Source organism: Actibacterium lipolyticum (assembly GCF_900184935.1).
GTDB classification, from domain to species: Bacteria; Pseudomonadota; Alphaproteobacteria; order Rhodobacterales; family Rhodobacteraceae; genus Actibacterium_A; species Actibacterium_A lipolyticum.
This window is the reverse complement of record NZ_FXYE01000002.1, coordinates 711,821-732,914: the sequence shown is the minus strand read 5'-3', so window position 1 is coordinate 732,914 and position 21,094 is coordinate 711,821. Positions and strand designations below refer to the sequence as shown.

At 59.4% G+C, this 21,094-nt stretch carries 17 protein-coding genes; 7 read left to right on the top strand and 10 right to left on the bottom strand.

Annotated elements, in window-relative coordinates:
* The first annotated feature begins 11 nt into the window (after nt 1–11).
* Nucleotides 12–2,387, top strand: coding sequence for a phosphoenolpyruvate synthase (gene ppsA / locus COL8621_RS12270; protein WP_093967636.1), 2,376 nt, complete (start codon nt 12–14; stop codon nt 2,385–2,387).
* Nucleotides 2,388–2,429: 42 nt separating this feature from the next.
* Here ppsA and COL8621_RS12265 read toward each other — a convergent pair whose 3' ends face one another.
* From COL8621_RS12265 to COL8621_RS12250, 4 genes are read right to left on the bottom strand one after another with little or no spacing between them, the layout of a single operon-like run.
* A complete protein-coding gene (locus COL8621_RS12265) occupies nt 2,430–3,170 on the bottom strand; it encodes an SDR family oxidoreductase (RefSeq protein ID WP_093967635.1) in 741 nt (246 codons plus the stop codon).
* Nucleotides 3,167–4,489 (bottom strand): FAD-binding oxidoreductase, encoded by a 1,323-nt coding sequence (locus COL8621_RS12260; protein WP_093967634.1) that lies wholly within the window; start codon nt 4,487–4,489, stop codon nt 3,167–3,169. Before COL8621_RS12260 ends, COL8621_RS12265 begins: the two co-directional genes overlap by 4 nt.
* On the bottom strand, nt 4,486–4,914 hold the full coding sequence (locus tag COL8621_RS12255) for a GtrA family protein (RefSeq protein WP_093967633.1): 429 nt from the start codon (nt 4,912–4,914) through the stop codon (nt 4,486–4,488). Before COL8621_RS12255 ends, COL8621_RS12260 begins: the two co-directional genes overlap by 4 nt.
* A complete protein-coding gene (locus COL8621_RS12250) occupies nt 4,911–6,353 on the bottom strand; it encodes a UbiA family prenyltransferase (protein ID WP_306345723.1) in 1,443 nt (480 codons plus the stop codon). The genes COL8621_RS12255 and COL8621_RS12250 overlap by 4 nt, the downstream gene beginning before the upstream one ends.
* Before the next feature lie 198 nt (nt 6,354–6,551).
* Between COL8621_RS12250 and COL8621_RS12245 the strand changes: the two genes are divergently transcribed.
* Entirely contained in the window at nt 6,552–7,304 is a 753-nt protein-coding gene (locus tag COL8621_RS12245) for an SDR family NAD(P)-dependent oxidoreductase (RefSeq protein WP_093967631.1), read from the top strand.
* A 7-nt stretch (nt 7,305–7,311) separates the two neighbouring features.
* Here the strand turns inward: COL8621_RS12245 and truA are convergent, their stop codons facing one another.
* Nucleotides 7,312–8,079 (bottom strand): tRNA pseudouridine(38-40) synthase TruA, encoded by a 768-nt coding sequence (gene truA, locus COL8621_RS12240; RefSeq protein ID WP_093967630.1) that lies wholly within the window; start codon nt 8,077–8,079, stop codon nt 7,312–7,314.
* Nucleotides 8,080–8,179: 100 nt separating this feature from the next.
* Between truA and COL8621_RS12235 the strand changes: the two genes are divergently transcribed.
* The 4 genes from COL8621_RS12235 (at nt 8,180) to COL8621_RS12220 (ending at nt 14,237) form a co-directional block, all read left to right on the top strand.
* Nucleotides 8,180–9,595, top strand: a complete 1,416-nt coding sequence (locus COL8621_RS12235) for a YcjX family GTP-binding protein (protein WP_093967629.1) — start codon at nt 8,180–8,182, stop codon at nt 9,593–9,595.
* 22 nt (nt 9,596–9,617) lie between these two features.
* A complete protein-coding gene (locus COL8621_RS12230) occupies nt 9,618–10,622 on the top strand; it encodes a YcjF family protein (RefSeq protein WP_093968555.1) in 1,005 nt (334 codons plus the stop codon).
* Between the two features lie 242 nt (nt 10,623–10,864).
* On the top strand, nt 10,865–13,765 hold the full coding sequence (ileS, locus tag COL8621_RS12225; RefSeq protein ID WP_093967628.1) for an isoleucine--tRNA ligase: 2,901 nt from the start codon (nt 10,865–10,867) through the stop codon (nt 13,763–13,765).
* A gap of 4 nt (nt 13,766–13,769) precedes the next feature.
* Nucleotides 13,770–14,237: a methylated-DNA--[protein]-cysteine S-methyltransferase gene (locus COL8621_RS12220; protein ID WP_093968553.1), complete on the top strand. Its 468-nt coding sequence runs from the start codon at nt 13,770–13,772 to the stop codon at nt 14,235–14,237.
* On the opposite strand, the gene COL8621_RS12215 is transcribed toward COL8621_RS12220, so the two are convergent.
* Genes COL8621_RS12215 through fsa form a run of 4 tightly spaced genes read right to left on the bottom strand, consistent with a single transcriptional unit; the run spans nt 14,234 to nt 17,292 of the window.
* Complete coding sequence (locus COL8621_RS12215; RefSeq protein WP_093968554.1) at nt 14,234–14,926, bottom strand: CDP-alcohol phosphatidyltransferase family protein; 693 nt, start codon at nt 14,924–14,926, stop codon at nt 14,234–14,236. The genes COL8621_RS12220 and COL8621_RS12215 overlap by 4 nt on opposite strands.
* 40 nt (nt 14,927–14,966) lie before the next feature.
* Nucleotides 14,967–15,890 carry a tyrosine recombinase XerC gene (locus COL8621_RS12210; protein ID WP_093967627.1) on the bottom strand — a complete coding sequence of 308 codons (924 nt, stop codon included), beginning with the start codon at nt 15,888–15,890 and terminating at the stop codon, nt 14,967–14,969.
* Nucleotides 15,887–16,594 (bottom strand): DUF484 family protein, encoded by a 708-nt coding sequence (locus tag COL8621_RS12205; RefSeq protein ID WP_093967626.1) that lies wholly within the window; start codon nt 16,592–16,594, stop codon nt 15,887–15,889. Before COL8621_RS12205 ends, COL8621_RS12210 begins: the two co-directional genes overlap by 4 nt.
* A gap of 44 nt (nt 16,595–16,638) precedes the next feature.
* Nucleotides 16,639–17,292, bottom strand: coding sequence for a fructose-6-phosphate aldolase (gene fsa, locus COL8621_RS12200; protein ID WP_093967625.1), 654 nt, complete (start codon nt 17,290–17,292; stop codon nt 16,639–16,641).
* Between the two features lie 90 nt (nt 17,293–17,382).
* Between fsa and COL8621_RS12195 the strand changes: the two genes are divergently transcribed.
* Complete coding sequence (locus tag COL8621_RS12195; RefSeq protein WP_093967624.1) at nt 17,383–19,575, top strand: primosomal protein N'; 2,193 nt, start codon at nt 17,383–17,385, stop codon at nt 19,573–19,575.
* A 430-nt stretch (nt 19,576–20,005) separates the two neighbouring features.
* On the opposite strand, the gene COL8621_RS12185 is transcribed toward COL8621_RS12195, so the two are convergent.
* Entirely contained in the window at nt 20,006–21,067 is a 1,062-nt protein-coding gene (locus COL8621_RS12185; RefSeq protein WP_093967622.1) for a YeeE/YedE family protein, read from the bottom strand.
* Between the last annotated feature and the right edge of the window lie 27 nt (nt 21,068–21,094).

Below are 21,094 nucleotides of genomic sequence, written 5' to 3'. Positions count from 1 at the left end.
GAACCAAGAACATGAGCCAGAACGTTATTTGGTTTGAAAAACTCGCGCGGGGCGACGTGCCGCAAGTTGGCGGCAAGAACGCATCGCTGGGCGAAATGGTCAGCGTGCTGGATGGCAAGGGCATCGCAGTTCCCGCCGGGTTCGCGACCAGCGCGGATGCGTTCCGCGACTTTATCGAATTTAACGCGCTGTATGATCGGATGGGGGATGTGCTGGCCCAGTTGGCTGACGGGCGGATTTCGCTTCAGGAAGCGGGCAAAACCATCCGCGCGATGATCGTTGCCGGAAACTGGCCCGAGGCGCTGTTGGCCGATATCCGCGCGGCCTATGTTGAACTAAGCGCACGCGCGGGAACGACTGATGCCTCTGTGGCTGTGCGGTCCTCTGCCACGGCTGAGGATTTGCCGGATGCTAGTTTCGCCGGGCAACAGGAAACTTTTCTGAACGTCTGTGGTGAAAAGGCGCTGCTGGACGCGTGCAAGCGTTGCTATGCGTCGCTGTTTACGGATCGCGCGATTACCTATCGCACGCTGAAAGGGTTTGATCATCAAAAGGTCGCGCTGTCGGTTGGGGTGCAACAAATGGTGCGCTCTGACATTGGCGGTTCGGGGGTTATGTTCTCCATCGACACAGAGTCCGGCTTTGACAAAGTTGTGCTGATCAACGCCGCGTGGGGTTTGGGTGAAAACGTGGTGCAGGGCGCCGTGAACCCGGACGAGTATGAGGTGTACAAGCCCTTCCTTAGCGACACGACCCTTGTGCCGATCATCGAAAAGACCTTGGGCGCGAAAGAGCAAAAGATGATCTATGCCGGGGCCGACGGTGGGCAAACGAAGAACGTGCCAACCTCTAGGGCGGAACGCGGTGCCTTCGTTCTGGACAATGCCGAGATTGTGGAACTGGCCAAACAGGCCGCGATCATCGAACAGCATTATGGACAGCCCATGGATATGGAATGGGCCAAGGATGGGATCAACGGCAAGCTGTATATCGTTCAGGCCCGCCCCGAAACGGTTCAGTCCCGCGCGGAAACCGGCGCGATGAAAGCCTATACCATCCACGAAAAGGGCGACCTGCTGCTAACAGGGCTAAGTGTTGGCGGGGCGGTGGCCACGGGCACGGTTTGCCTGATCGAAAGCGCGGCAGACATTGACCGCTTCGTTGATGGCTCGATCCTTGTAACATCAACAACTGACCCTGACTGGGTGCCAATCATGAAGCGCGCGGCGGCCATTATCACCGATCACGGGGGGCGCACGTCGCACGCCGCCATCGTTAGCCGCGAATTGGGCCTTCCCGCCATCGTCGGCACCGGCAACGCGACCCATCATTTGCACGACCAGCAGGATGTCACCGTTTCCTGCGCCGAAGGCGAAGAGGGATACGTTTATTCCGGCATCGCCAAGTTTGATGTCGAAGAGATTGAATTGGGCGAGGTTCCCGAAACCCGCACCAACATCATGCTGAACATGGCCAACCCGTCCGCCGCCGCGCGGTGGTGGCGTTTGCCGGCGGATGGCGTTGGGCTGGCGCGGATGGAATTTGTTGTCAGCAATGCCATCAAGGTTCACCCGCTGGCCCTGACGCGGTTCCACCTGCTGAACGATGACACAGCCAGGGCAGAGATTGAGGAGCTGACCAAAGGCTATGACAACAAGCCCGACTATTTCGTCGATAAGCTGGCCATGGGCCTGTCACGCATCGCAGCGGTGCAATTTCCCAAGCCGATGATCGTTCGGATGAGCGATTTTAAGACCAACGAATACGCCGACCTTTTGGGCGGGCGTCAGTTTGAACCGGACGAGGAAAACCCGATGATCGGGTTCCGCGGTGCCTCGCGTTATTACTCTGACGCTTATCGCGATGGGTTCGCGTTGGAATGCCGGGCGATCAAGAAGCTGCGCGAAGAGATGGGGTTCACCAACACCATCGTCATGATCCCTTTCTGCCGCTCGCCAGAAGAGGCCGACAAGGTGCTAGAGGTGATGGCCGACAACGGCTTGGTGCGCGGCGAAAACGGGCTGCAGGTCTATGTCATGTGCGAAATCCCATCCAACGTGATTTTGGCCGAAGAATTCGCCAAACGGTTCGATGGTTTCTCTATCGGGTCGAACGACCTGACGCAGCTGACGCTGGGCGTTGATCGGGACTCAGAACTGTTGACCCACCTGTTCCGTGAACGTGACCCAGCGGTGCAATGGATGATCGAAACAGTCATCGAACGGGCGCACAAAGCGGGTGCCAAGGTGGGGCTTTGCGGTCAGGCCCCCAGTAACGACCCTGAATTCGCGCGCCTGCTGGTGGAACGCGGGATCGATTCAATCTCTGTCACGCCGGACAGTTTCATGGCCGTAAAGGCGCATGTGGCGAAGGCGGAAAAAGGCTAATCGCAGCCTGTCGCCCGTTTGGTGCGGGCGACAGGCGATGCCTTAGATCGAGGTTTTCTTGAAAATCATCTCGGGGATATTGCGGATGATCATCATCACAATCGCCCAGATTGGTTTCACATAGATCACGTTCTTGCCGCGCGTTACGGCGGCTTCGATCTTTTCGCCCAATTCTTTTGGGTCGGCCGTCAGCTTTTCGGGCAGGTCCAGCCCTTCGACCATCTTGGTCGCCACAAAGCCGGGTTTGACCGTCACGACATGCACGCCGCGTTTGGCCAGACGGTTACGCAGGCCCGACAAGAACGCGGTGAACCCAGCCTTGGCAGAGCCGTAGATGTAATTCGACGCACGCCCACGGTCCCCGGCGACGGAACTGATGCCGACCAACGCGCCGCTGCCACGCTCTTCGAACCGGTTCGCCAAAACGCCCATGATCGACGCGGGGCCTTCGTAATTGGCGCGCATCACCTCAATCGCGGTTTCGGTGTTTTGTTCGTTTTCGAACTGATCGCCCAGCACGCCAACCGCGCAGACGGCGATTTCGGGCAGATCGCCCAACCCATCAACGAACGCGCCGTGGCTTGCCGTATCAAGAGCGTCGAAGTCATGCAGCGAAACGTTTACGCCGTGGCGCAGTTCGATGTCTTTCTTCTCAGCCTCAAGGGACTGCGAATTGCGCGCGGCCAGCAGGATCGGGTGGCCCGATGCCGCAAATTGATGTGCGACCGCAAGGCCGATATCGGAACGTCCGCCAAGGATTAGGACAGAGCCTTTGTTGCTCATAGTTTCAGCCTTTCGGATTGTGCAGAGGAGAATGTCGCAGCGCGGCCAGCAGCGGCGCGCATGTTCAGGAATTCGTCAACACGCGGGTCAGCAGAACGCAGGGTTTCCGGCGTCATTCGCGCGTCTTTGGCCAGATAGAACCGCCCGCCGTGGTCCAGCGTGATCTGGTCCAGTTGCTTCATCAGGGCCAGCGTTTCAGGATTAACCGGGAAATCCAGCGCCAGCGTGTACCCTTCCATCGGGAAGGAAAAACGGCTGTCTTGCGCCCCGAACCGTTTCAGAACGGCAAGGAAAGACCCTTGGCCAGCCACAGATGTGGCACGCAACAGCGCCTCTAGGCCCTTCTTGGAACTGTCCAGGGGCAGGGCGCATTGGAACTGCATGAACCCTTTGCGCCCATAGATGCGGTTCCAACCAAGGATCGCGTCCAGCGGGTAAAAATAGCTGTCCCAATCGACGAAACTGTCGCCCGCCTTGCGCTGCCCATTATAGAAATAGGCGGCGTTGAAGGCGCGAACCGTCAGGCTGTTCAGGGCAAAGGAAGGCGCATTAAACGGGATGCTGCGTTTGGATTTGGCGGCGATGTCAAACGGGCGGCGGCGCTTTTCCAGATCAAGCGTGTCGCGCGGCGCATGTTCGCCCAGCATTACCAGTGATCGGCCAAGCGCGTCGCCCGCCGACAGGCAGTCAATCCACGCGACCGAGTATGTGGCCTCGCCGGATGCCTCAAACACGTCCATCGCGGCATCAAGGTTTGCGGCGGGGATCATCGTTTGCTTGATCCAGGCGCTCTCAACTTTGCTCAGGCGGAAAGCGGCGCGTAGGATAATGCCGGTCAGGCCCATGCCGCCCATCGTCCAAGCAAACAGATCCGCGTTTTCCGTGGGGCTGCAGCGCTGAACAGTGCCGTCCGCGCCCATCACATCGATCCAATCGACGAAAGCACCGAATGTGCCGTGTTTGTGGTGGTTTTTGCCATGCACGTCTGCCGCAATCATACCGCCGATCGTCACAAACTTGGTGCCCGGCGTGACGGGCGGGAACCAGCCGCGCGGCAGGAAGGCGTTGATGACGTCGCCCAGCAAAACGCCGGCCTCGGCCACCACTTGGCCGGTGGCGTCGTCAAAGGCGATCATCCGGTTGAAGCCGCGCATATCTACGGTGTTCTGCGCGCTTGCCGCGCTGTCGCCATAGGCACGCCCGTTGCCACGTGCGATGGCGTGGCCCTTGGTCAGGGCGGCTGCAACCTCGGCGTCGGTACGCGGGGCGGTGACGTGGCAGTCGATGCGCGGGAATTGACCCCATCCAGACAGTTTCATTGCGCCCCCCGCAAACCCATCGTGGCATCGGTAAAGACAAAGCGTCGGTCAAGCTGGTACTTCACGACGTAGCCAATGCTAAGGCCGATGATTGCGCCCAGCTCTCTCATCGTGTCAGTTTTCCAGACCAGCCAAAACCCGGTTTCCATCCCCCAAAAGATCAGCGTGGTGATGATGCCCATCGCGGTATAAAGGCCGAATTTCTGGCCGTGTGATTTCAGCCCCGTCGACTGGTCGCCAAAAATCCACCGTTTATCCAGAACATATTTGATCACCAAGCCAACCCCGGTGCCCACCGCGACCGCCAAGACAAAGCCAAAGGTCGATGGGACGGCGCCCAGCACAATACGTTGTGCCGCCAGATTGGCGAAGGTCGCGATGACGGCGAAGGCCGCGTATCGCAGAACAAGGCTGCGCAGGGTCACGACATTGCTCCGGTGGCAGAGATCAGAAAGATGATGACAAGGCAGATCTGGCTAACGCGGTCTTTCACCGCGAAGACCACGGGGTCGTCATGCATTGCGCCCCGGTGGGTGATCATCACGATTCGGCTGATCCAATACAAAAGCACCAGGCAAATGCCCCAAAGATAGGTCGGGCTGGTGTAAAGCGCGGTGACGGAAGATGAGTTCACGTAAAGCGCCATAACAAGAACCGATACGTACCCCGCCGCCGCCGCCATGGTAGAAATCAGCGGCAGGTCGGAAGTTTGATACCCGCGCCCATCGGCGCTGGCTTTGCCGCGTGATGCACTGTCTACCAGCTCTGCCTGACGCTTTACGGCAGCGAGCGAGAAGAAGAAGAAAACCGAAAACGCCAACAGCCAGACCGAAAGTTCGATCCCTGTCGCCGCGCCGCCAGCGATGATGCGCAGGGCGTAAAGCACGGCAAGTGTGCAGATGTCGATGACCAGCTGACGTTTCAAATACAGCGAATAGGCGGTGGTGGTGACGTAATAGACCGCCATCACCAACATAAAACTGGGGCCAAGCAACAGGGCCAGCCCGAACCCGCCCAACAGCAGAAGTGGCGCAAGCCATGTGCCGTTTGCGATTGGCAAGCTGCCGGATGCAAAGGGGCGGAACCGTTTGCGCGGATGCGCGCGGTCGGCGGCCAGATCAAGCAGATCGTTCAGAACATAGACGGAAGAGGCCACAAGGCTGAACGCCAGAAACGCCAAGAATGATCGCAGGACCATCGCACCCGTGAAATCATGCGCCATCAACATCGGCAGGAAAACCAACAGGTTCTTCAACCACTGATGCGGGCGCAGGGCCTTGAAATAGGGGCGGACAGAGGGCGCGGCGGCGCTGATGTGTTCGACCTCGTTCATCATCGCGTCCACGCGTGTGCGCAGCGCGCCGGGCGCGTTTACCGTGATCGCCTTGCCCGACTTTTGCCAAACCGGAACGTCCGCCGTGGAATCGCCCATGTATTCAAAGCCGCCCACACCGAAACGTTGTTCAAGGAAGGTGGCTTTGTTCGGTCCTTTCAGGTTGTGCGATTGGTCTGATCCGTGAACTTCATCGAACAGGCCAATGTGATCTGCAACGCGGTCTGCAATCGCTTGGTTGGTTGCGGTGACCAGCGCCGTGCGTCCGCCCTCATCTTTCCAACGGCGGATATAGTCCAAGACCTCGTCGTTATAGGGCAGCGAAGCGGGGTCAACTTGGGCCAGTTCGTTCAGCCGGTGCTTTAGCGCGGCGCGGCCGTTCAACAGGCTTTTCGTCACGACAAACGGCGCCGTCCACCGGGCCGAAAAAGCCGACCAGAAGGTTTCGAACAACATGTCCGAGCGGATAAGTGTTCCGTCCAGATCGATCACAAGGATGCGGTCAGGGCGCATGTCTTCTGTCAAAGCCACACCGATATTCTGCTTTTGCTGCCTCTTTTGCGGTGTTTTCGCATTGCGCGGCCTTCGTGGAAAGGGATTTCGCCAAGCCCTGACAATTGCGCGCAAAAAGGTGACTCCGATACCACGACTGACGGTTGAGCAATCTGTTAGGAAAACGCGACCAGCCGTTCTATGAATTCTACAGGGAATAAGAGGAGGACGGCCAAGATGAACCAGAACCTATCCGGGAAAACTATTCTTGTTACGGGCGCATCCGGCGGGCTTGGCTTGCATTTTGCACGCACGCTGGCGGCGGATGGTGCGCATGTCATTTTGGCCGCGCGGCGCTTGGACAAGGTCGAGGCCGCAGCAAAAGAGATTGCTGAAAGCGGTGGGTCAGCGTCTGCTGTCGCGCTGGATGTCACGGATAAGGCCTCGATCGATGTGGCGTTCGCGGGCCCAGCGGCGAATGTGGACGCGGTGGTCAACAACGCCGGTATCAGCATCGCTGGCGCGGCACTTGATCTTACCGAAGAAGACTTTGACGCGGTGATCGATACGAACCTGAAGGGTGTGTTTCTTGTCGCGCAGGCGGCGGCACGGGCGATGAATACGCGCGGGCAGGGCGGATCTATTGTTAACATCGCTTCGGTTTTGGGGCTGCGGGTGGCAGGGCATTTGTCATCCTATTGCGCGTCCAAGGCGGGCGTTGTGCAGATGACCAAGGCGCTGGCGCTGGAATGGGCGCGGTACGGCATCCGCGTGAACGCGATTTGCCCCGGCTATTTTCAGACCGAAATCAACGCAGGCTTCTTTGATACCCCAGCGGGCGAAGCGATGATGAAACGCATTCCGCAGCGCCGTATCGGGCAACTGTCAGACCTTGATGCGCCGCTGAAACTGCTGTGTTCCGACGGGTCGGGATACATGACAGGGTCTGTCATCGCGGTCGATGGGGGGCATCTGGTTTCATCGATGTAAACGCGCGTCAGGCAAACGGGTCTTCGGGGTAGACAACATTAGCAAGGTAAAGCCCCTGAGGCGGGCAGACCGGGCCACATGCGGCGCGGTCTTGCGCCTCTAACGCCGTTTTCACGTCATCGGGTTCCCATGCGCCCGCGCCTACGCGTTCCAGCGTACCAACGAAGCTGCGCACCTGATTGTGCAAAAAGCTGCGGGCGCGCACATGGAACCGGAATTCGCGACCATGGGGAATGTCGAAGGCTTCGATCCGGACTTCGTCCACGGATTTCACCGGTGACGCGGCCTGACACATCGACGCGCGGAACGTCGTGAAGTCATGCAGCCCGATCAGATGCTTGGCAGCGGCCTGCATCGGTTCAAGTTCCAGCGGGTGCTGGACTTGCCAGACATTGCCACGGTCGTGCGTTACCGGGGCGCGGCGGGAAATCAGCCGGAACAGGTATTGGCGTTCTAACGCCGAAAAGCGGGCGTGGAATTCATCATCCACGCGCGCGGCTGTCAGGATGGAAATCGGGTCTGGTTTCAGGTGGTAATTCAGCGCCTCGGACAGGCGGAAAGGGTCCCAGTCTTTGACCATATCGCAATGGGCCACCTGACCCAACGCATGCACCCCGGCATCGGTGCGCCCTGCGGCGGCAATGGTGGGCACGTCCGCCTCTAGCTTGGCTAGGGCGGCCTCAACAGCGCCTTGCGCGGTGGCAAGGTCGTTCTGACGTTGCCACCCGGCAAAAGGGGCGCCGTCATATTCTATTTTCAGGGCATAACGCGGCATGGCCCCCGGTTACCCGGCAAATGCGGGCTTGGCAATCATCTGCCGCTGGCGAAACCGCAAAGGCATGCTTATCTTTAGCGTAACAATATGAGGGGCGGCTTTGATAATAGGTGACATTGCAGATGGCCTGACGCGCGGCGTCGAAGGCATCAGCGCCAGTGTTTCGGGCGTGTTTTTCGAACCGGTGATCCGGTTGGGCGTGACGGGCTTGTCGCGGGCCGGGAAAACGGTGTTCATCACCTCGCTTGTGGCGAACCTGCTGGACCGAGGGCGTATGCCGCAACTTGTGGCCGCATCTTCGGGCGCCATCCGCACGGCGTATTTGCAGCCTCAGCCCGACGATACGGTGCCCCGGTTTGACTATGAAACCCATCTGGCGGCGCTGACAGGGGATGCGCCGCACTGGCCCGACAGCACGCGTTCTGTGTCGCAGCTACGTTTGTCGTTTCGGGTGCAGCCTTCGGGGTTGATGGGCGCGATTTCGGGGCCGCGGACGGTTCACTTGGACATCGTCGATTATCCGGGCGAATGGCTGTTGGACCTTGCGCTGTTGGACAAGTCTTATACCGACTGGTCCGCCGAAACTCTTGCCCGTGCGCAGGGGCGTGAATTCGCCGCGTCCTACCTTGCCGCCGTTGGTGGGGTCGATCTGACCGCCCGTTTGGAAGAGCCCGTCGCCAAAGAGCTGAGCGCAGAGTTTGCCAATTACCTGCATCAGGCCCGCGCGCAGGGGTTTTCGGATTGCACGCCCGGTCGTTTCTTGTTGCCTGGGGAAATGGCGGGTTCGCCCGTGCTGACATTCGCGCCATTACCCAAGCCCGCCCAAACCGGGCGCGGCACCCTGTGGCGTGAGATGGAGCGCCGGTACGAGGCCTATAAACGCGAAGTGGTGAAACCTTTCTTCCGCGACCACTTTTCCAAAATCGACAGGCAGGTGGTGTTGGTCGACGCGCTGGGCGCGATCCATTCGGGGCCCAAAGCGGTTGAGGATCTGCGCGAGGCGATGGCCGAAATCCTTGGCGCGTTTCGCCCCGGTCGCAACGCATGGCTAAGCCAGTTGTTGCTTGGTAAACGCGTGGAAAAGATACTGTTCGCAGCGACCAAGGCCGACCATTTGCATCACCGTCAGCATGGGCGGTTGACGGCGATCATGTCGGCGCTGGTGCGGGATGCGAAAGACCGGGCGGATTTCGCGGGGGCGCGGACGGCGGCAATGTCGATTGCCTCTATCCGGGCAACGGTTGAGGAAACGCTAAACCACGACGGGCAAAACCTGGACTGCGTGCGGGGCACGTTGTTGGACAGCGGTAAACAGGCGGCGTTCTATCCCGGTGAATTGCCAGAAGACCCCGCGCGTATTTTGGCAGCGGCCAAATCGGGGAAAGAGGCGTGGCTGGACGCAGATTACGAAATCATGCGCTTTGCCCCCGCGCCGTTAACCCTGAAACCGGGCGAGGGGCCACCGCATATCCGGCTGGACAAGGCCGCAGAGTTTTTGATTGGGGACCGGTTATGAGTTTGGTGCAGAGGAAATGGTTATGAATGATCGTAAGGGCCCCGTTCTGATCGAACTGGATGATGAGGCCGCCCAAACCCCATCGACAGCGCCACCCGTGCCAGAAGCTGCGCCGGATATGCCGACAGGCCGGGCCATGCAGACGATGGCCGTGCTGGCCGCGCGCCGACCGTCGCGCATCGGGCGCTTTTTCTGGAGCGCCTTGGTCGCGCTGCTGGGGTTCATCGCCTCGGTTGCGGCGTGGGATTTCGTGACCTCTCTTTTGACGCGGAACACGGTGATCGGAACGGTTGCGTTGGCGTTAATCGGGGCGGTCTTGGTTGCGTTCCTGTTGGTCGCAATGCGCGAGCTGGCCGCATTTGCGCGCCTGCGACGGATGGATGTGCTGCACAAGGCGGCAGAGGCCGCGGTGGTATCGGGCGATCTTGGCGCGGCGCGGGGTGTGACGGACAAGTTGGAAAAGCTCTATGCCGGGCGGGACGATCTGGCGTGGGGGCGCGAACGGTTTGACGAGCGTAAGGGCGATATTTTCGACGCCGACGGGTTGCTTGGCTTGGCCGAGGTGGAGCTGTTGGCCCCGCTGGACGCCGCCGCGATGCGCGAGGTTGAGGGTGCCGCCCGGCAAGTGGCAACCGTAACGGCGCTGGTGCCGCTGGCATTGGCGGATTTGATTGCGGCGCTGACATCGAACCTGCGGATGATCCGGCGGATCGCTGAAATCTATGGCGGGCGGTCGGGTACGTTGGGCAGTTGGCGCATCACGCGCGCGGTGCTGACGCATCTGGTGGCCACGGGCGCAGTGGCGGTTGGGGACGATATGCTGGGTTCAGTCGCGGGCGGCGGGGTGTTGTCCAAAGTCTCCCGCCGGTTTGGCGAAGGCGTGGTGAACGGGGCACTGACGGCCCGTGTTGGCGTTGCGGCGATGGAGGTCTGTCGCCCATTGCCATTTGTGCGGGCAAAGCGCCCATCGGTGACGGCATTGGTGCGCCGGGCGCTGACTGGGCTTTTCGCCAAAGACGAAGCTTGATCCAGCGGCGCGGGGCGTTGCCCCGCACACCATTCTTTGATTGGCGCGTGCCTTGGGGTTTGCGTGGCTTTACGGCCCCTAAGATGCGGCCTATAAGCCATGGCATGATGCATTTGCAGGCCATCATTATTCGAATTATCGGCCCGGCGCTCTGATCCAGATGAGCCGCCGGGACAAGGCGTTTGAGCCATCGCGCCGCCCCCTCCGTCCAAATTGCGAATTCCCTTGAAGGACCACGAAACATGTGTGCCGACACGCCCGACTATAAAGATACGCTGAACCTGCCCGAAACCGATTTCCCGATGCGCGCAGGCTTGCCCAAGCGCGAGCCTGAGTGGCTGGAGCGGTGGGCCAAGATTGGCGTTTACGACCGCCTGCGCGAAAAAGAGGGGCGCGAGCCCTTCACTCTGCATGATGGCCCACCCTATGCGAACGGGCATCTGCACATCGGGCACGCCCTGAACAAGATCCTGAAAGACATGGTTGTGCGCAGCCAGCAGATGATGGGCAAAGACGCGCGTTACGTTCCCGGCTGGGATTGCCATGGCCTTCCGATCGAATGGAAGATCGAAGAGCAGTACCGCAAGAAAGGCCGCAACAAGGATGACGTGCCGGTCATCGATTTCCGTCAGGAATGCCGCAAGTTCGCCGAAGGCTGGGTGGATATCCAGCGCGAAGAGTTCAAGCGTTTGGGCGTTGCGGGCAACTGGGCCGACCCATACCTGACGATGAACTTCCACGCCGAACGCGTGATCGCCGAGGAGTTCATGAAATTCCTGATGAACGGCACGCTTTATCAGGGTTCCAAGCCTGTGATGTGGTCGCCCGTTGAAAAGACCGCGCTGGCCGAGGCCGAGATCGAGTATCACGATCACAAAAGCCACACGATCTGGGTGCCGTTCAAAGCGACAACAGCGCCAGAGGGTCTGGAGGCCGCGCGCTTCGTGATCTGGACGACGACTCCTTGGACGATCCCGTCGAACAAAGCGATCGCGTATAACCCCAAGGTTGCTTACGGCCTTTACCGCGTTGATGCGACAGAGGAAGAAAGCTGGACCAGCCCCGGTGATCTGTACGTTTTCGCCGATACGCTGGCCGCCGATGCACTTGGCAAATCACGCGTGACGGAATTCAGCCGCGTGCGTGATGTTACGGCCGAAGAACTGGCTGTTGTGACCTGTGCACACCCGTTCGCGGGGCTGGACGGGGCGGATGGCTTTTGGGATTACGACGTTCCGATGATCGATGGTGATCACGTGACGGATGATGCCGGTACAGGCTTTGTGCATACCGCGCCAAGCCACGGTGCGGATGACTATGAATGCTTCGTCAAGCGTAACTGGATGGACCGGATGACCCACAACGTGGGCGAGGAATCCGAGTTCCTGCCGCATGTTCCGTTCTTTGCTGGCCTTCAGGTGTTTGACCGCAAGGGCAAAGAGGGCAAAGCCAACAACGCCGTCATCGCCAAGCTGGTGGAAGCGGGCGGTATCATCGCGCGTGGGCGGGTGACGCACAGCTATCCGCATTCGTGGCGGTCTAAGGCACCTGTCATCTTCCGCAATACGCCACAGTGGTTTGCGGCGATTGATAAGGAAGTCGGCGACGGGCAGGACCAATACGGAAAGACGATCCGCGAACGCGCGCTGACCTCGATCGACGAACTGGTGACGTGGACCCCGCAAACCGGGCGCAACCGTTTGTATTCGATGATCGAAGCCCGCCCGGATTGGGTTCTGTCGCGCCAGCGTGCGTGGGGCGTGCCGCTGACCTGTTTCGTGAAAAAGGGGCTGTTGCCGACCGACGAGGGCTTCCTGCTGCGTGACCCAGTGGTGAACGCGCGCGTGGCCGAAGCGTTTGAGGTTGAAGGCGCGGATGCGTGGTATGCCGATGGCGCGAAGGCGCGGTTCTTGGGCAACGATTACAATGCCGACGAATACGAGCAGGTGTTCGATATTCTGGATGTTTGGTTCGACTCTGGTTCGACCCACGCGTTTGTTCTGCGCGACCGGCCCGATGGGGCTGCGGATGGCATTGCAGATCTTTATCTGGAAGGCACAGACCAACACCGCGGATGGTTCCATTCGTCGATGTTGCAAGCCTGTGGCACCAAAGGACGCGCGCCTTATCGCGGGGTTCTGACGCATGGCTTTACGCTGGACGAGAAGGGCAACAAGATGTCCAAATCGGTCGGCAACACGGTCGCGCCGGAACAGGTGATCAAGCAATACGGCGCGGACATTCTGCGCCTTTGGGTGGCTCAGTCTGACTATACGGCGGACCTGCGCATCGGGAATGAAATCCTGAAAGGTGTGGCTGACAGCTATCGCCGTTTGCGCAACACGATGCGGTTTATGCTGGGCAACCTTGCCGGGTTCTCGGACGCGGAAAAGGTTGAGCCTGCGGATATGCCCGAGCTAGAGCGTTGGGTTCTGCATCGTCTGGCCGAGCTGGACCACAAGGTGCGCACCGGTTACGCCGCCTATGATTTCCAAGGTGTGTTCCAAGCGTTGTTCAACTTCGCCACAGTGGAGCTTTCCAGCTTCTATTTCGACGTTCGTAAGGACGCGCTTTACTGTGATGGTGATGACAGCCTTGAACGCCGCGCGGCGCGCACGGTTCTGGATATCCTGTTCCACCGCCTGACAACATGGCTGGCCCCGGTTCTGGTGTTCACCATGGAAGAGGTCTGGCTGGAACGTTTCCCGGGCGACGAAAGCTCGCTTCACCTTCAAGACATCCCGGCGACGCCCGCCGATTGGCTGGACGAACCACTTGCCGCGAAATGGGCTGGCATCCGTCAGGCCCGCCGTGTTGTCACGGCGGCGCTGGAAATTCAGCGTCGTGATAAGGTGATCGGGGCCAGCCTTGAGGCAGCGCCGGTGGTTCACATCGAAAACGCGGACGTGCTGAAGGCGCTGAAATCGGTGAACTTCGCGGATGTTTGCATCACCTCTTCGGTGTCGCTGACCGGCGATCCAAGCCCGGCCGAGGCATTCCGCATGCCAGAGGTTGAGGGCATGGGCGTTGTCTTTGAAAAGGCTGACGGCGCGAAATGCCAGCGGTGCTGGAAGATCTTGCCAGATGTCGGCACGCATAAGCACGCGGATGTCTGCGGGCGCTGCGACACGGCCCTGGGTTAAGAAAATGGCGGGCGCTGTGCATATCGCGGCGCTCGTCACCCCCGTTGGCCAATTGGGGCTGGTGGAAGAAGACGGCGCAATCATCAAGGTGATCTGGGGCGCCGAAGATCGTGGCCCGCGCACAGCTTTGTTGAACAAAGCGCTGCGGCAGTTGGCTGATTATTTCGACGGAAAACTGGAACGTTTTGACCTGCCGCTTCGCGTGGCTGGTTCCGATTTTCAACGGGCCGTTTGTGACGCGATGCTGGCCATACCATTTGGCGAGACACTGACCTATGGCGACATTGCGCAACAGGTTGGTGCATCTGCGCAAGCGGTCGGCAATGCGTGCGGCGCAAACCCAATCCCGGTGATCATACCCTGCCACCGCGTTTTGGGCGCAAGCAGCCTTGGTGGATTTTCAGGCGATGGCGGCGTGGAAACCAAGGTGGCCCTGTTGCGCCACGAAGGCGCGGCGGGCCTGTTGATTTAGCGCTGTTCGGGCAGGATTTGCTGAGCGATACCAGCAAACAGCAAATACACGCTTGTCAGTGTCAGCCCCAGATGCGCCCAACTTTGAGGATCAAAATCCACCCATGCGGCCCATGCGGCAAAGCCAGTCCATGCAAGCGCGATTGGCAGCGAAACCTTGCGCCAGCGCTTTGTGCGTACGGGATGAATGAATTTCAGCGGCAGGAACATCGCCACGGCCAACACGCTGATCGTGAACAGGATCAGCCAAAAGTCGGGCTTCAGCGCGAACATGACGATAACCACCATGTTCCAGCAGCCGGGAAAGCCGTTAAAGGAATAGTCCTGTGTTTTCATGCGGGTGTCGGCGAAATAGATCACGCTGGCAAAGGTGATGACGATAATCGCGCACCATCCTGTCCAGCCGGGTAACAGGTCGGAACTGAACAGCGCATAGGCCGGGATAAACACATACGTCAGATAGTCGATGATCAGGTCCATCAACACGCCGTCAAATCGCGCCGCGTTGGTTTTCACGTCGTACCGGCGGGCAAGGGGGCCATCGATCCCGTCGACCACGAAGGCGACAACCAGCCAAAGGAACATCATTCCCCAGTGGTCATTCGCCGCTGCCAAGACCGCAAGCATTGCGAAAACGGCTCCGGTCGCGGTGAGTAGGTGAACCATCAAGGCTTTTTGCGGAAGTGTCATGCGCATGTCATGACCTATCCGGGGAAGTTGCACAATGGTTTCAGGCTTTTGGGTGCGCTTTCTCGTACACTTCCATCAGGCGGGCGGTGTCGACGGCCGTATAGGCCTGTGTCGTGGAAAGAGAGGAGTGGCCAAGCAGTTCCTGGATCGCCCGCAGGTCACCGCCCGCGCTAAGCAGGTGCGTGGCAAAGCTGTGGCGCATCGCGTGTGGCGTGGCGGTGGCGGGCAGGCCAAGCTGCATTCGTGCAGACTCCATCACTCCGGAAATCAGGCGCGGGTTCAGTGCGCCGCCGCGGACGCCGCGAAACAGGGGCGCGTCGCTGTCCAGATCGAACGGGCACAGGTCAGTGTAACGACCAACCGCATCGCGCGCAGCATTCAGCACGGGTACCAAACGTTCTTTCCCGCCTTTACCAACAATGCGCAGCACGTCGGGCAGGGGGGCGTCTTTGCCGGTAAGGCCCAACGCCTCGGATATACGCAGGCCGCAGCCGTACAGCAGGGTCACCACGGCAACATCACGCGCCGCGACCCAGCCCTTTTGCGACTGTAGTTCGACGGTTTCGATCATCGCGCGGGCGGCATCTTCGGCCAAGGGGCGGGGCAGCTTTTTGTGGAACTTTGGGGCGCGGGTGGACAGAACCGCAGTGGGTTCAAACCCTTCCCGTGCGCTTAGCCACCGGTAAAAGCTTTTGACGGCGGAAAGGGAACGGGCAAGGGAACGCGCAGCAACGCCGCGCCCACGTTCATGCGCCATCCATGCCCGCATATCGGTCACGCCGACGCGGGCCAGCGGCGCAAGGCCTGACTGTTCGCCAAAATGTTGGTTTAGAAAAGAAAGAAAGCCCAGCACATCCGTGCGATAGGCTTTCAATGTGTTTTCCGTCGCGCTGTTCAAAGCCTTTTCATGCTTTAGCCAGCTTTCAAGTGCATCACGCACCGCCGGCGAAAGCATGAGGGTCATGACAGCCAGCGCCGCATGGCACGTTCAAAGACGCCCGCGAAAAAGGCCAGCAGGTCCGTTCCTTGAGTCGGGCAGAACAGGTTGGGATCTTCGGAACCCATAACAAGCAGGCCCGGAAGACGGCCTTCGCCAAGGTCAAGCTTCAGGACGGCCTCGGATCTGATCCAGCTTGCCGCGTCCCCATAGATCAGCGGGGTGGAGCATGAAACCTTGCGAAGCGTCACCGTGCGGGTCGTTGTCTGGCGGCCTTGCGTCAGGTGGTGTTCTGCAAAGCCCGGCTCTGCCACGCTTAGCACTTCGCCGAAACGGGCCAGCGCTGGGTCCAGTTGGCTTTGTGCGGATTCCAGAACCAGCCGAACGTGATCGACGCGCAGGATGTCAGAGACTTCGCCGCCTAGGTTCTTCAGGAAATGTTCAAACTCGGACGGATCCAGAAGTTTCAGGATCGCGCGGTGAATCTGATTTGTTCCCGCAAGGTTTTCATACGCGGCCGCGATTACGGAACGGTGGGTGTCTTCAAGGCGCGCAAGGCGCTTTTCCAACCGTTCCATCGCAATGCCGCGCAGATCGATAATGTTGTTGCCAAGGCTTTTTTCATTGGCCGCAACTAGGGCGCGCATTAGGTCGCGATCTTCAAGAATGACGTCGGGATCCGATATGATCCGGTCCCGCAGGTTTGTTTCGGTCATTGCCGTGCTGCTCATCGACTTGCCTCTTTGTCGTCTTTTTTTGCGACCTTACACGAAACTTACAGAATTTTCTGCCCTGTTTTTTCCCAATCTTTCATAAAAGCGTCCAAACCTTTGTCTGTCAGCACGTGATTGGCCATGGATTTGATGACTGCGGGCGGTGCAGTTGCCACATCGGCACCCACAAGGGCTGCGTCTTTCATGTGGTTGACCGTGCGGATGGACGCGGCCAAAATCTCGGTTCCGAAGTCATAGTTGTCATAGATTGTGCGAATATCCGCGATCAGGTCCATCCCATCGATGTTGATGTCATCCAGACGGCCGATAAACGGCGAAATGAATGTTGCACCCGCTTTGGCGGCCAAAAGCGCTTGGTTGGCAGAGAAGCAGAGCGTCACGTTGACCATGTTGCCTTCGCTGCTGAGGGTTTTACAGGCTTTCAGGCCATCCCATGTCAGCGGCACCTTCACGGTGATGTTTTCCGCGATTTTGGCCAGTTTGCGGCCTTCGGCGATCATGTCATCGGCTTTGGTTGCAACAACTTCGGCGGACACGGGGCCAGCGACGAGGTCACAAATCTCTTTCGTGACTTCAAGGATGTCACGGCCAGATTTCATGATGATAGAAGGGTTTGTGGTAACACCGTCAACCATGCCAAGATCGTTGAGTTCGGCGATCGCCTCTACATCGGCGGTATCTACGAAAAATTTCATGCTGCGTCTCCTGCGGGCATTTGCCTTGATTTGCGCCCCTGATACAGGATGGGCGCGGGGGCTGGAACCCTCTGAATTGCGGCGGAGCGTATGACGGATCAGTTCTTTGACGAAGGCGCGCTTGTTGCGGTGTTGACGACACAGCCACTGGATCGTGCGCTGGACTATCGCGCGCCGGAAGGGGGCTGCCACCTTGGGGCGTTTGTTGAGGTGCCGTTGGGCCCGCGCAAGGTTTTGGGCGTGGTCTGGGGCAATGGCGAAGGCGGATATGACCTTGCCAAGGTCCGGTCGATCATCCGCGTGCTGGATGCGGCGCCAATGCGCGAAGATATGCGCAACTTCCTGATCCGTGCGGCGGATTACACCGTAACGCCAATGCCCGCGATGTTGCGTCTTGCGACCCGCGCACCGGGTTTGGGCGATGCGGTTTCGATGCGCAAAGTGTATCGCCTTGGCCACAATGAACCGGATCGGATGACCGACGCGCGCACCCGCGTCATCGCAGTGCTAGAGGAATACGGCGATCTGGCGTTCACCCTAGGCGAGCTGTCGGAGATGGCGGGTGTATCAACATCCGTGATCAAGGGTTTGGTCAAACAAGGCGCAGTGTCCGAAGAGGATACGCCGCGCGATCTGCCCTATCCACGTCTTGATCCGAACCTTCCGGGTCATGAACTGACCCAGGCTCAGGCCGATGTTGCGGATGCATTGAAGGCGGCGGTTGCTTCGGGCGAATATGGCTCAACGTTGCTGAAGGGCGTTACCGGGTCGGGCAAGACCGAAGTGTATCTGGAGGCTGTTGCAGAATGCCTGCAGCAGGGCCGCCAAGCGCTGGTGCTGTTGCCGGAAATTGCCCTGACGGCAGAATTCCTGACCCGCGTGGAAAAGCGGTTCGGGGCAAAGCCTGCCGAATGGCATTCGGGCGTTACGATGACGGAACGCCGGCGCTGTTGGAAAATGGTGGGGCAGGGCGGTGCGCAACTGGTTGTGGGCGCGCGGTCCGCACTGTTTCTGCCTTATCGTGATCTTGGTCTGATCGTCGTCGATGAAGAACACGATACTTCGTACAAACAGGAAGAGGGCGCACTGTATAACGCGCGCGATATGTCCGTGCTGCGGGCTCATTTTGCCTCTGCTCAGGTTGTACTGGCGTCGGCTACCCCGTCGCTTGAAAGCTGGGCGAATGTCGAGGCCGGGAAATACCAGCGGCTGGATCTAGAGGCGCGGTTCGGCCCTGCTGTTATGCCAGAAATGCGCGCGATTGATATGCGCGATGAAAGCCTTCCGTCGAACCGTTGGATTTCGCCAACGCTGCAACGCGCAGTGTCCAAGCGCATCGAGGCGGGTGAACAGGCGTTGTTGTTCATCAACCGCCGCGGCTATGCGCCGGTGACCATCTGCCGGGCCTGTGGTCATCAGATTGGGTGCGATCATTGCGACGCGCGGATGGTCGAACATCGGTTCCAAAAACGGTTGGTCTGCCATCAATGCGGGGAAACCAAACCCGTTCCCGAAAAGTGCCCATCATGCGAGGCGGTCGATAAGCTGGCCCCTGTCGGCCCCGGTGTCGAACGCTTGGCCGAAGAGGTCGCGGCGCAGTTCCCCGATGCCCGCGTGGCGGTTCTGTCGTCCGACCTTTACGGGTCGGCCCGTGCGCTGAAGGAACAGATCCAATCCATCGCCGAGGGCGGGGCGGATATAATCATCGGTACGCAATTGGTGGCCAAGGGGCACAACTTTCCCCTGCTGACCTTGGTTGGGGTGATCGACGCCGATCTTGGCCTTCAAGGGTCTGACCTGCGTGCGGCCGAACGGACGTTTCAGTTGATGCGTCAGGTGGCGGGTCGTGCGGGGCGGGCGGAAAAGCCGGGTGTGGCGTTGTTGCAGACGTTTCAGCCTGACCACCCTGTGATACGCGCGATCCTGTCCGGCGATGAAGAGGGGTTTTGGAAAGCCGAAGCCGCCGAGCGTAAGGCCGCAGGCGTGCCGCCCTATGGCCGCATGGCCGGCGTTGTTCTGAGCAGCCCCAACGTGCAAGACGTGTTTGATCTGGGTGCCGAAATGGCCCGCATGGATGCCCCGTTGCGCAGGATCGGGGCACAGGTTTTCGGCCCGGCACCCGCGCCAATCGCCCGCGTTCGCGGACGCCATCGCGTTCGTCTGTTGGTTAAAGCGGACAAGGGCGCGCCCTTGCAAGCGGCGCTTCGCGAATGGGTCGCGCAGTTTAAACTGCCCACCAACCTGCGGCTTCAATTGGATATTGATCCGCAGAGCTTTTATTAGACTAGTGATGGTTTAACGCGTTGTGCAGGTGTGCGGGGCGAAGCTGCCGTTGAGTGACAACATTGACCTGTTTAGTCTTGTTGGAAATCCGAGGGTATGGCCAGTGAGCAGAATGATTACTTCCGCAGTGTTTCTTGGGCTATTTTGCGGATTTGGGTACATGTTCTATGCCCAGTATTTCAAATGGCGCCATTGTTTCAATGAGTTGGGCCGGTGTTTCGATCCTGACTCCGGTGTCGTGTATCTGCAGCAATCTGGAGCTGTATGGCTTTCGCTTGCAATTGCAGCACTTGGGCTGTCGCTTTTTCAAATCTGGCGGTTGGCCCAACTTCGACGATGAGTTGGGTTAAAACAGAACCTTTGCCGCAATGGTGATGAATGAAGATCGTGGCAGCCAATCAAACAATGTACTGTTGGAACCTGCCCCGTATCAAACGGGAACCTTCTGCGCGGACTGGTCCACCAGAAAATCCGTGATAATCGCGCCGATCCACATGCAGAAAAGTGCCAGCCATGCGGTGCCTGCAAAGATTGATCCGCCTGTGACGCCCGCCCCGATGGCGCAGCCTCCGGCCAGCATGCCGCCGAACCCCATCAACGCGGCGCCTGTTATGGCGCGTTTCATGTTGTCGGCATCCTGAAAGCCCTGAAACTGAAACTCGCGCGTGAAAGCGGACGCTAGGAACGCGCCGATGAAGACGCCCGGCACCAGCCCGATATCGAATTGCAGCACCGGATTGCTTTCCAGAAAGAACATCAGCGTGTTGGCCGAGGGGCCGGTGAACGTCGCGCTTTCAATCTGAACCGGGTCAAAGCTGACTTGGCTAAGCCCGAAGGTCAGAGCCCAGCCAACGGCCACCGCGAACCCAACGCCCGAGGCAAAGACCAGAACCCGCGTGCCGATCTTGTTCTGATGCGCATACCAAAGCGCGACCAGCGCAAGTGCAAGACCAAGCGCAAGGCCGCTGCCTTCGGGCACGTGGGCCGTATCCAGAAGGTTCAGATTGCGACCGCCTTCGGTGATCCAAAGCCCTGCCAGTTTGTCACGCAGGGGGGACAGCCAGCCTTGCAGGCTCATCTGTGCGACCACGGCGAAGATCAGGCCGGATACAACCGCCCGCAGGTTTCCGGTGGCGGCCAGTACCAGCAGGCGGCCCGAACAGCCGCGTGCCAGAACCATGCCGGCGCCGAAAACCAAGCCGCCGATAATTGCGCCCGACCATGATCCTGTCACGGCCATCATGCGCGCGTCTTCGGCGCGCATCAGGCCCAGCATTTGCGCGCCCTGCACCCAGACCACGGCGGTTGAGAATGTCAAAAGCCAAACCGATACACGGGGCCCAAGGTGGCCGCGGGCGAATTCAACGGTTGCTGCACGCAGGCAAAACGAAGACCGCTGTGCCGCGACGCCGAAGATGATGCCGGTGATCAGGCCAAAAATCGCAGCCGTGCGTGCCTCGCCCACCCATTCCACTATGCTTAGGATGTCCATTATCGCATTCCCACATTAACGAATTTG

Bases quoted from the DNA above. Each gene is read 5' to 3' on its own strand.
- ppsA (WP_093967636.1), top strand. From the start codon at position 12: ATGAGCCAGAACGTTATTTGGTTTGAAAAACTCGCGCGGGGCGACGTG.
- COL8621_RS12265 (WP_093967635.1), bottom strand. From the start codon at position 3,170: ATGAGCAACAAAGGCTCTGTCCTAATCCTTGGCGGACGTTCCGATATC.
- COL8621_RS12260 (WP_093967634.1), bottom strand. From the start codon at position 4,489: ATGAAACTGTCTGGATGGGGTCAATTCCCGCGCATCGACTGCCACGTC.
- COL8621_RS12245 (WP_093967631.1), top strand. From the start codon at position 6,552: ATGAACCAGAACCTATCCGGGAAAACTATTCTTGTTACGGGCGCATCC.
- truA (WP_093967630.1), bottom strand. From the start codon at position 8,079: ATGCCGCGTTATGCCCTGAAAATAGAATATGACGGCGCCCCTTTTGCC.
- COL8621_RS12230 (WP_093968555.1), top strand. From the start codon at position 9,618: ATGAATGATCGTAAGGGCCCCGTTCTGATCGAACTGGATGATGAGGCC.
- ileS (WP_093967628.1), top strand. From the start codon at position 10,865: ATGTGTGCCGACACGCCCGACTATAAAGATACGCTGAACCTGCCCGAA.
- COL8621_RS12220 (WP_093968553.1), top strand. From the start codon at position 13,770: ATGGCGGGCGCTGTGCATATCGCGGCGCTCGTCACCCCCGTTGGCCAA.
- COL8621_RS12215 (WP_093968554.1), bottom strand. From the start codon at position 14,926: ATGACACTTCCGCAAAAAGCCTTGATGGTTCACCTACTCACCGCGACC.
- COL8621_RS12210 (WP_093967627.1), bottom strand. From the start codon at position 15,890: ATGACCCTCATGCTTTCGCCGGCGGTGCGTGATGCACTTGAAAGCTGG.
- COL8621_RS12205 (WP_093967626.1), bottom strand. From the start codon at position 16,594: ATGAGCAGCACGGCAATGACCGAAACAAACCTGCGGGACCGGATCATA.
- fsa (WP_093967625.1), bottom strand. From the start codon at position 17,292: ATGAAATTTTTCGTAGATACCGCCGATGTAGAGGCGATCGCCGAACTC.
- COL8621_RS12195 (WP_093967624.1), top strand. From the start codon at position 17,383: ATGACGGATCAGTTCTTTGACGAAGGCGCGCTTGTTGCGGTGTTGACG.
- COL8621_RS12185 (WP_093967622.1), bottom strand. From the start codon at position 21,067: ATGGACATCCTAAGCATAGTGGAATGGGTGGGCGAGGCACGCACGGCT.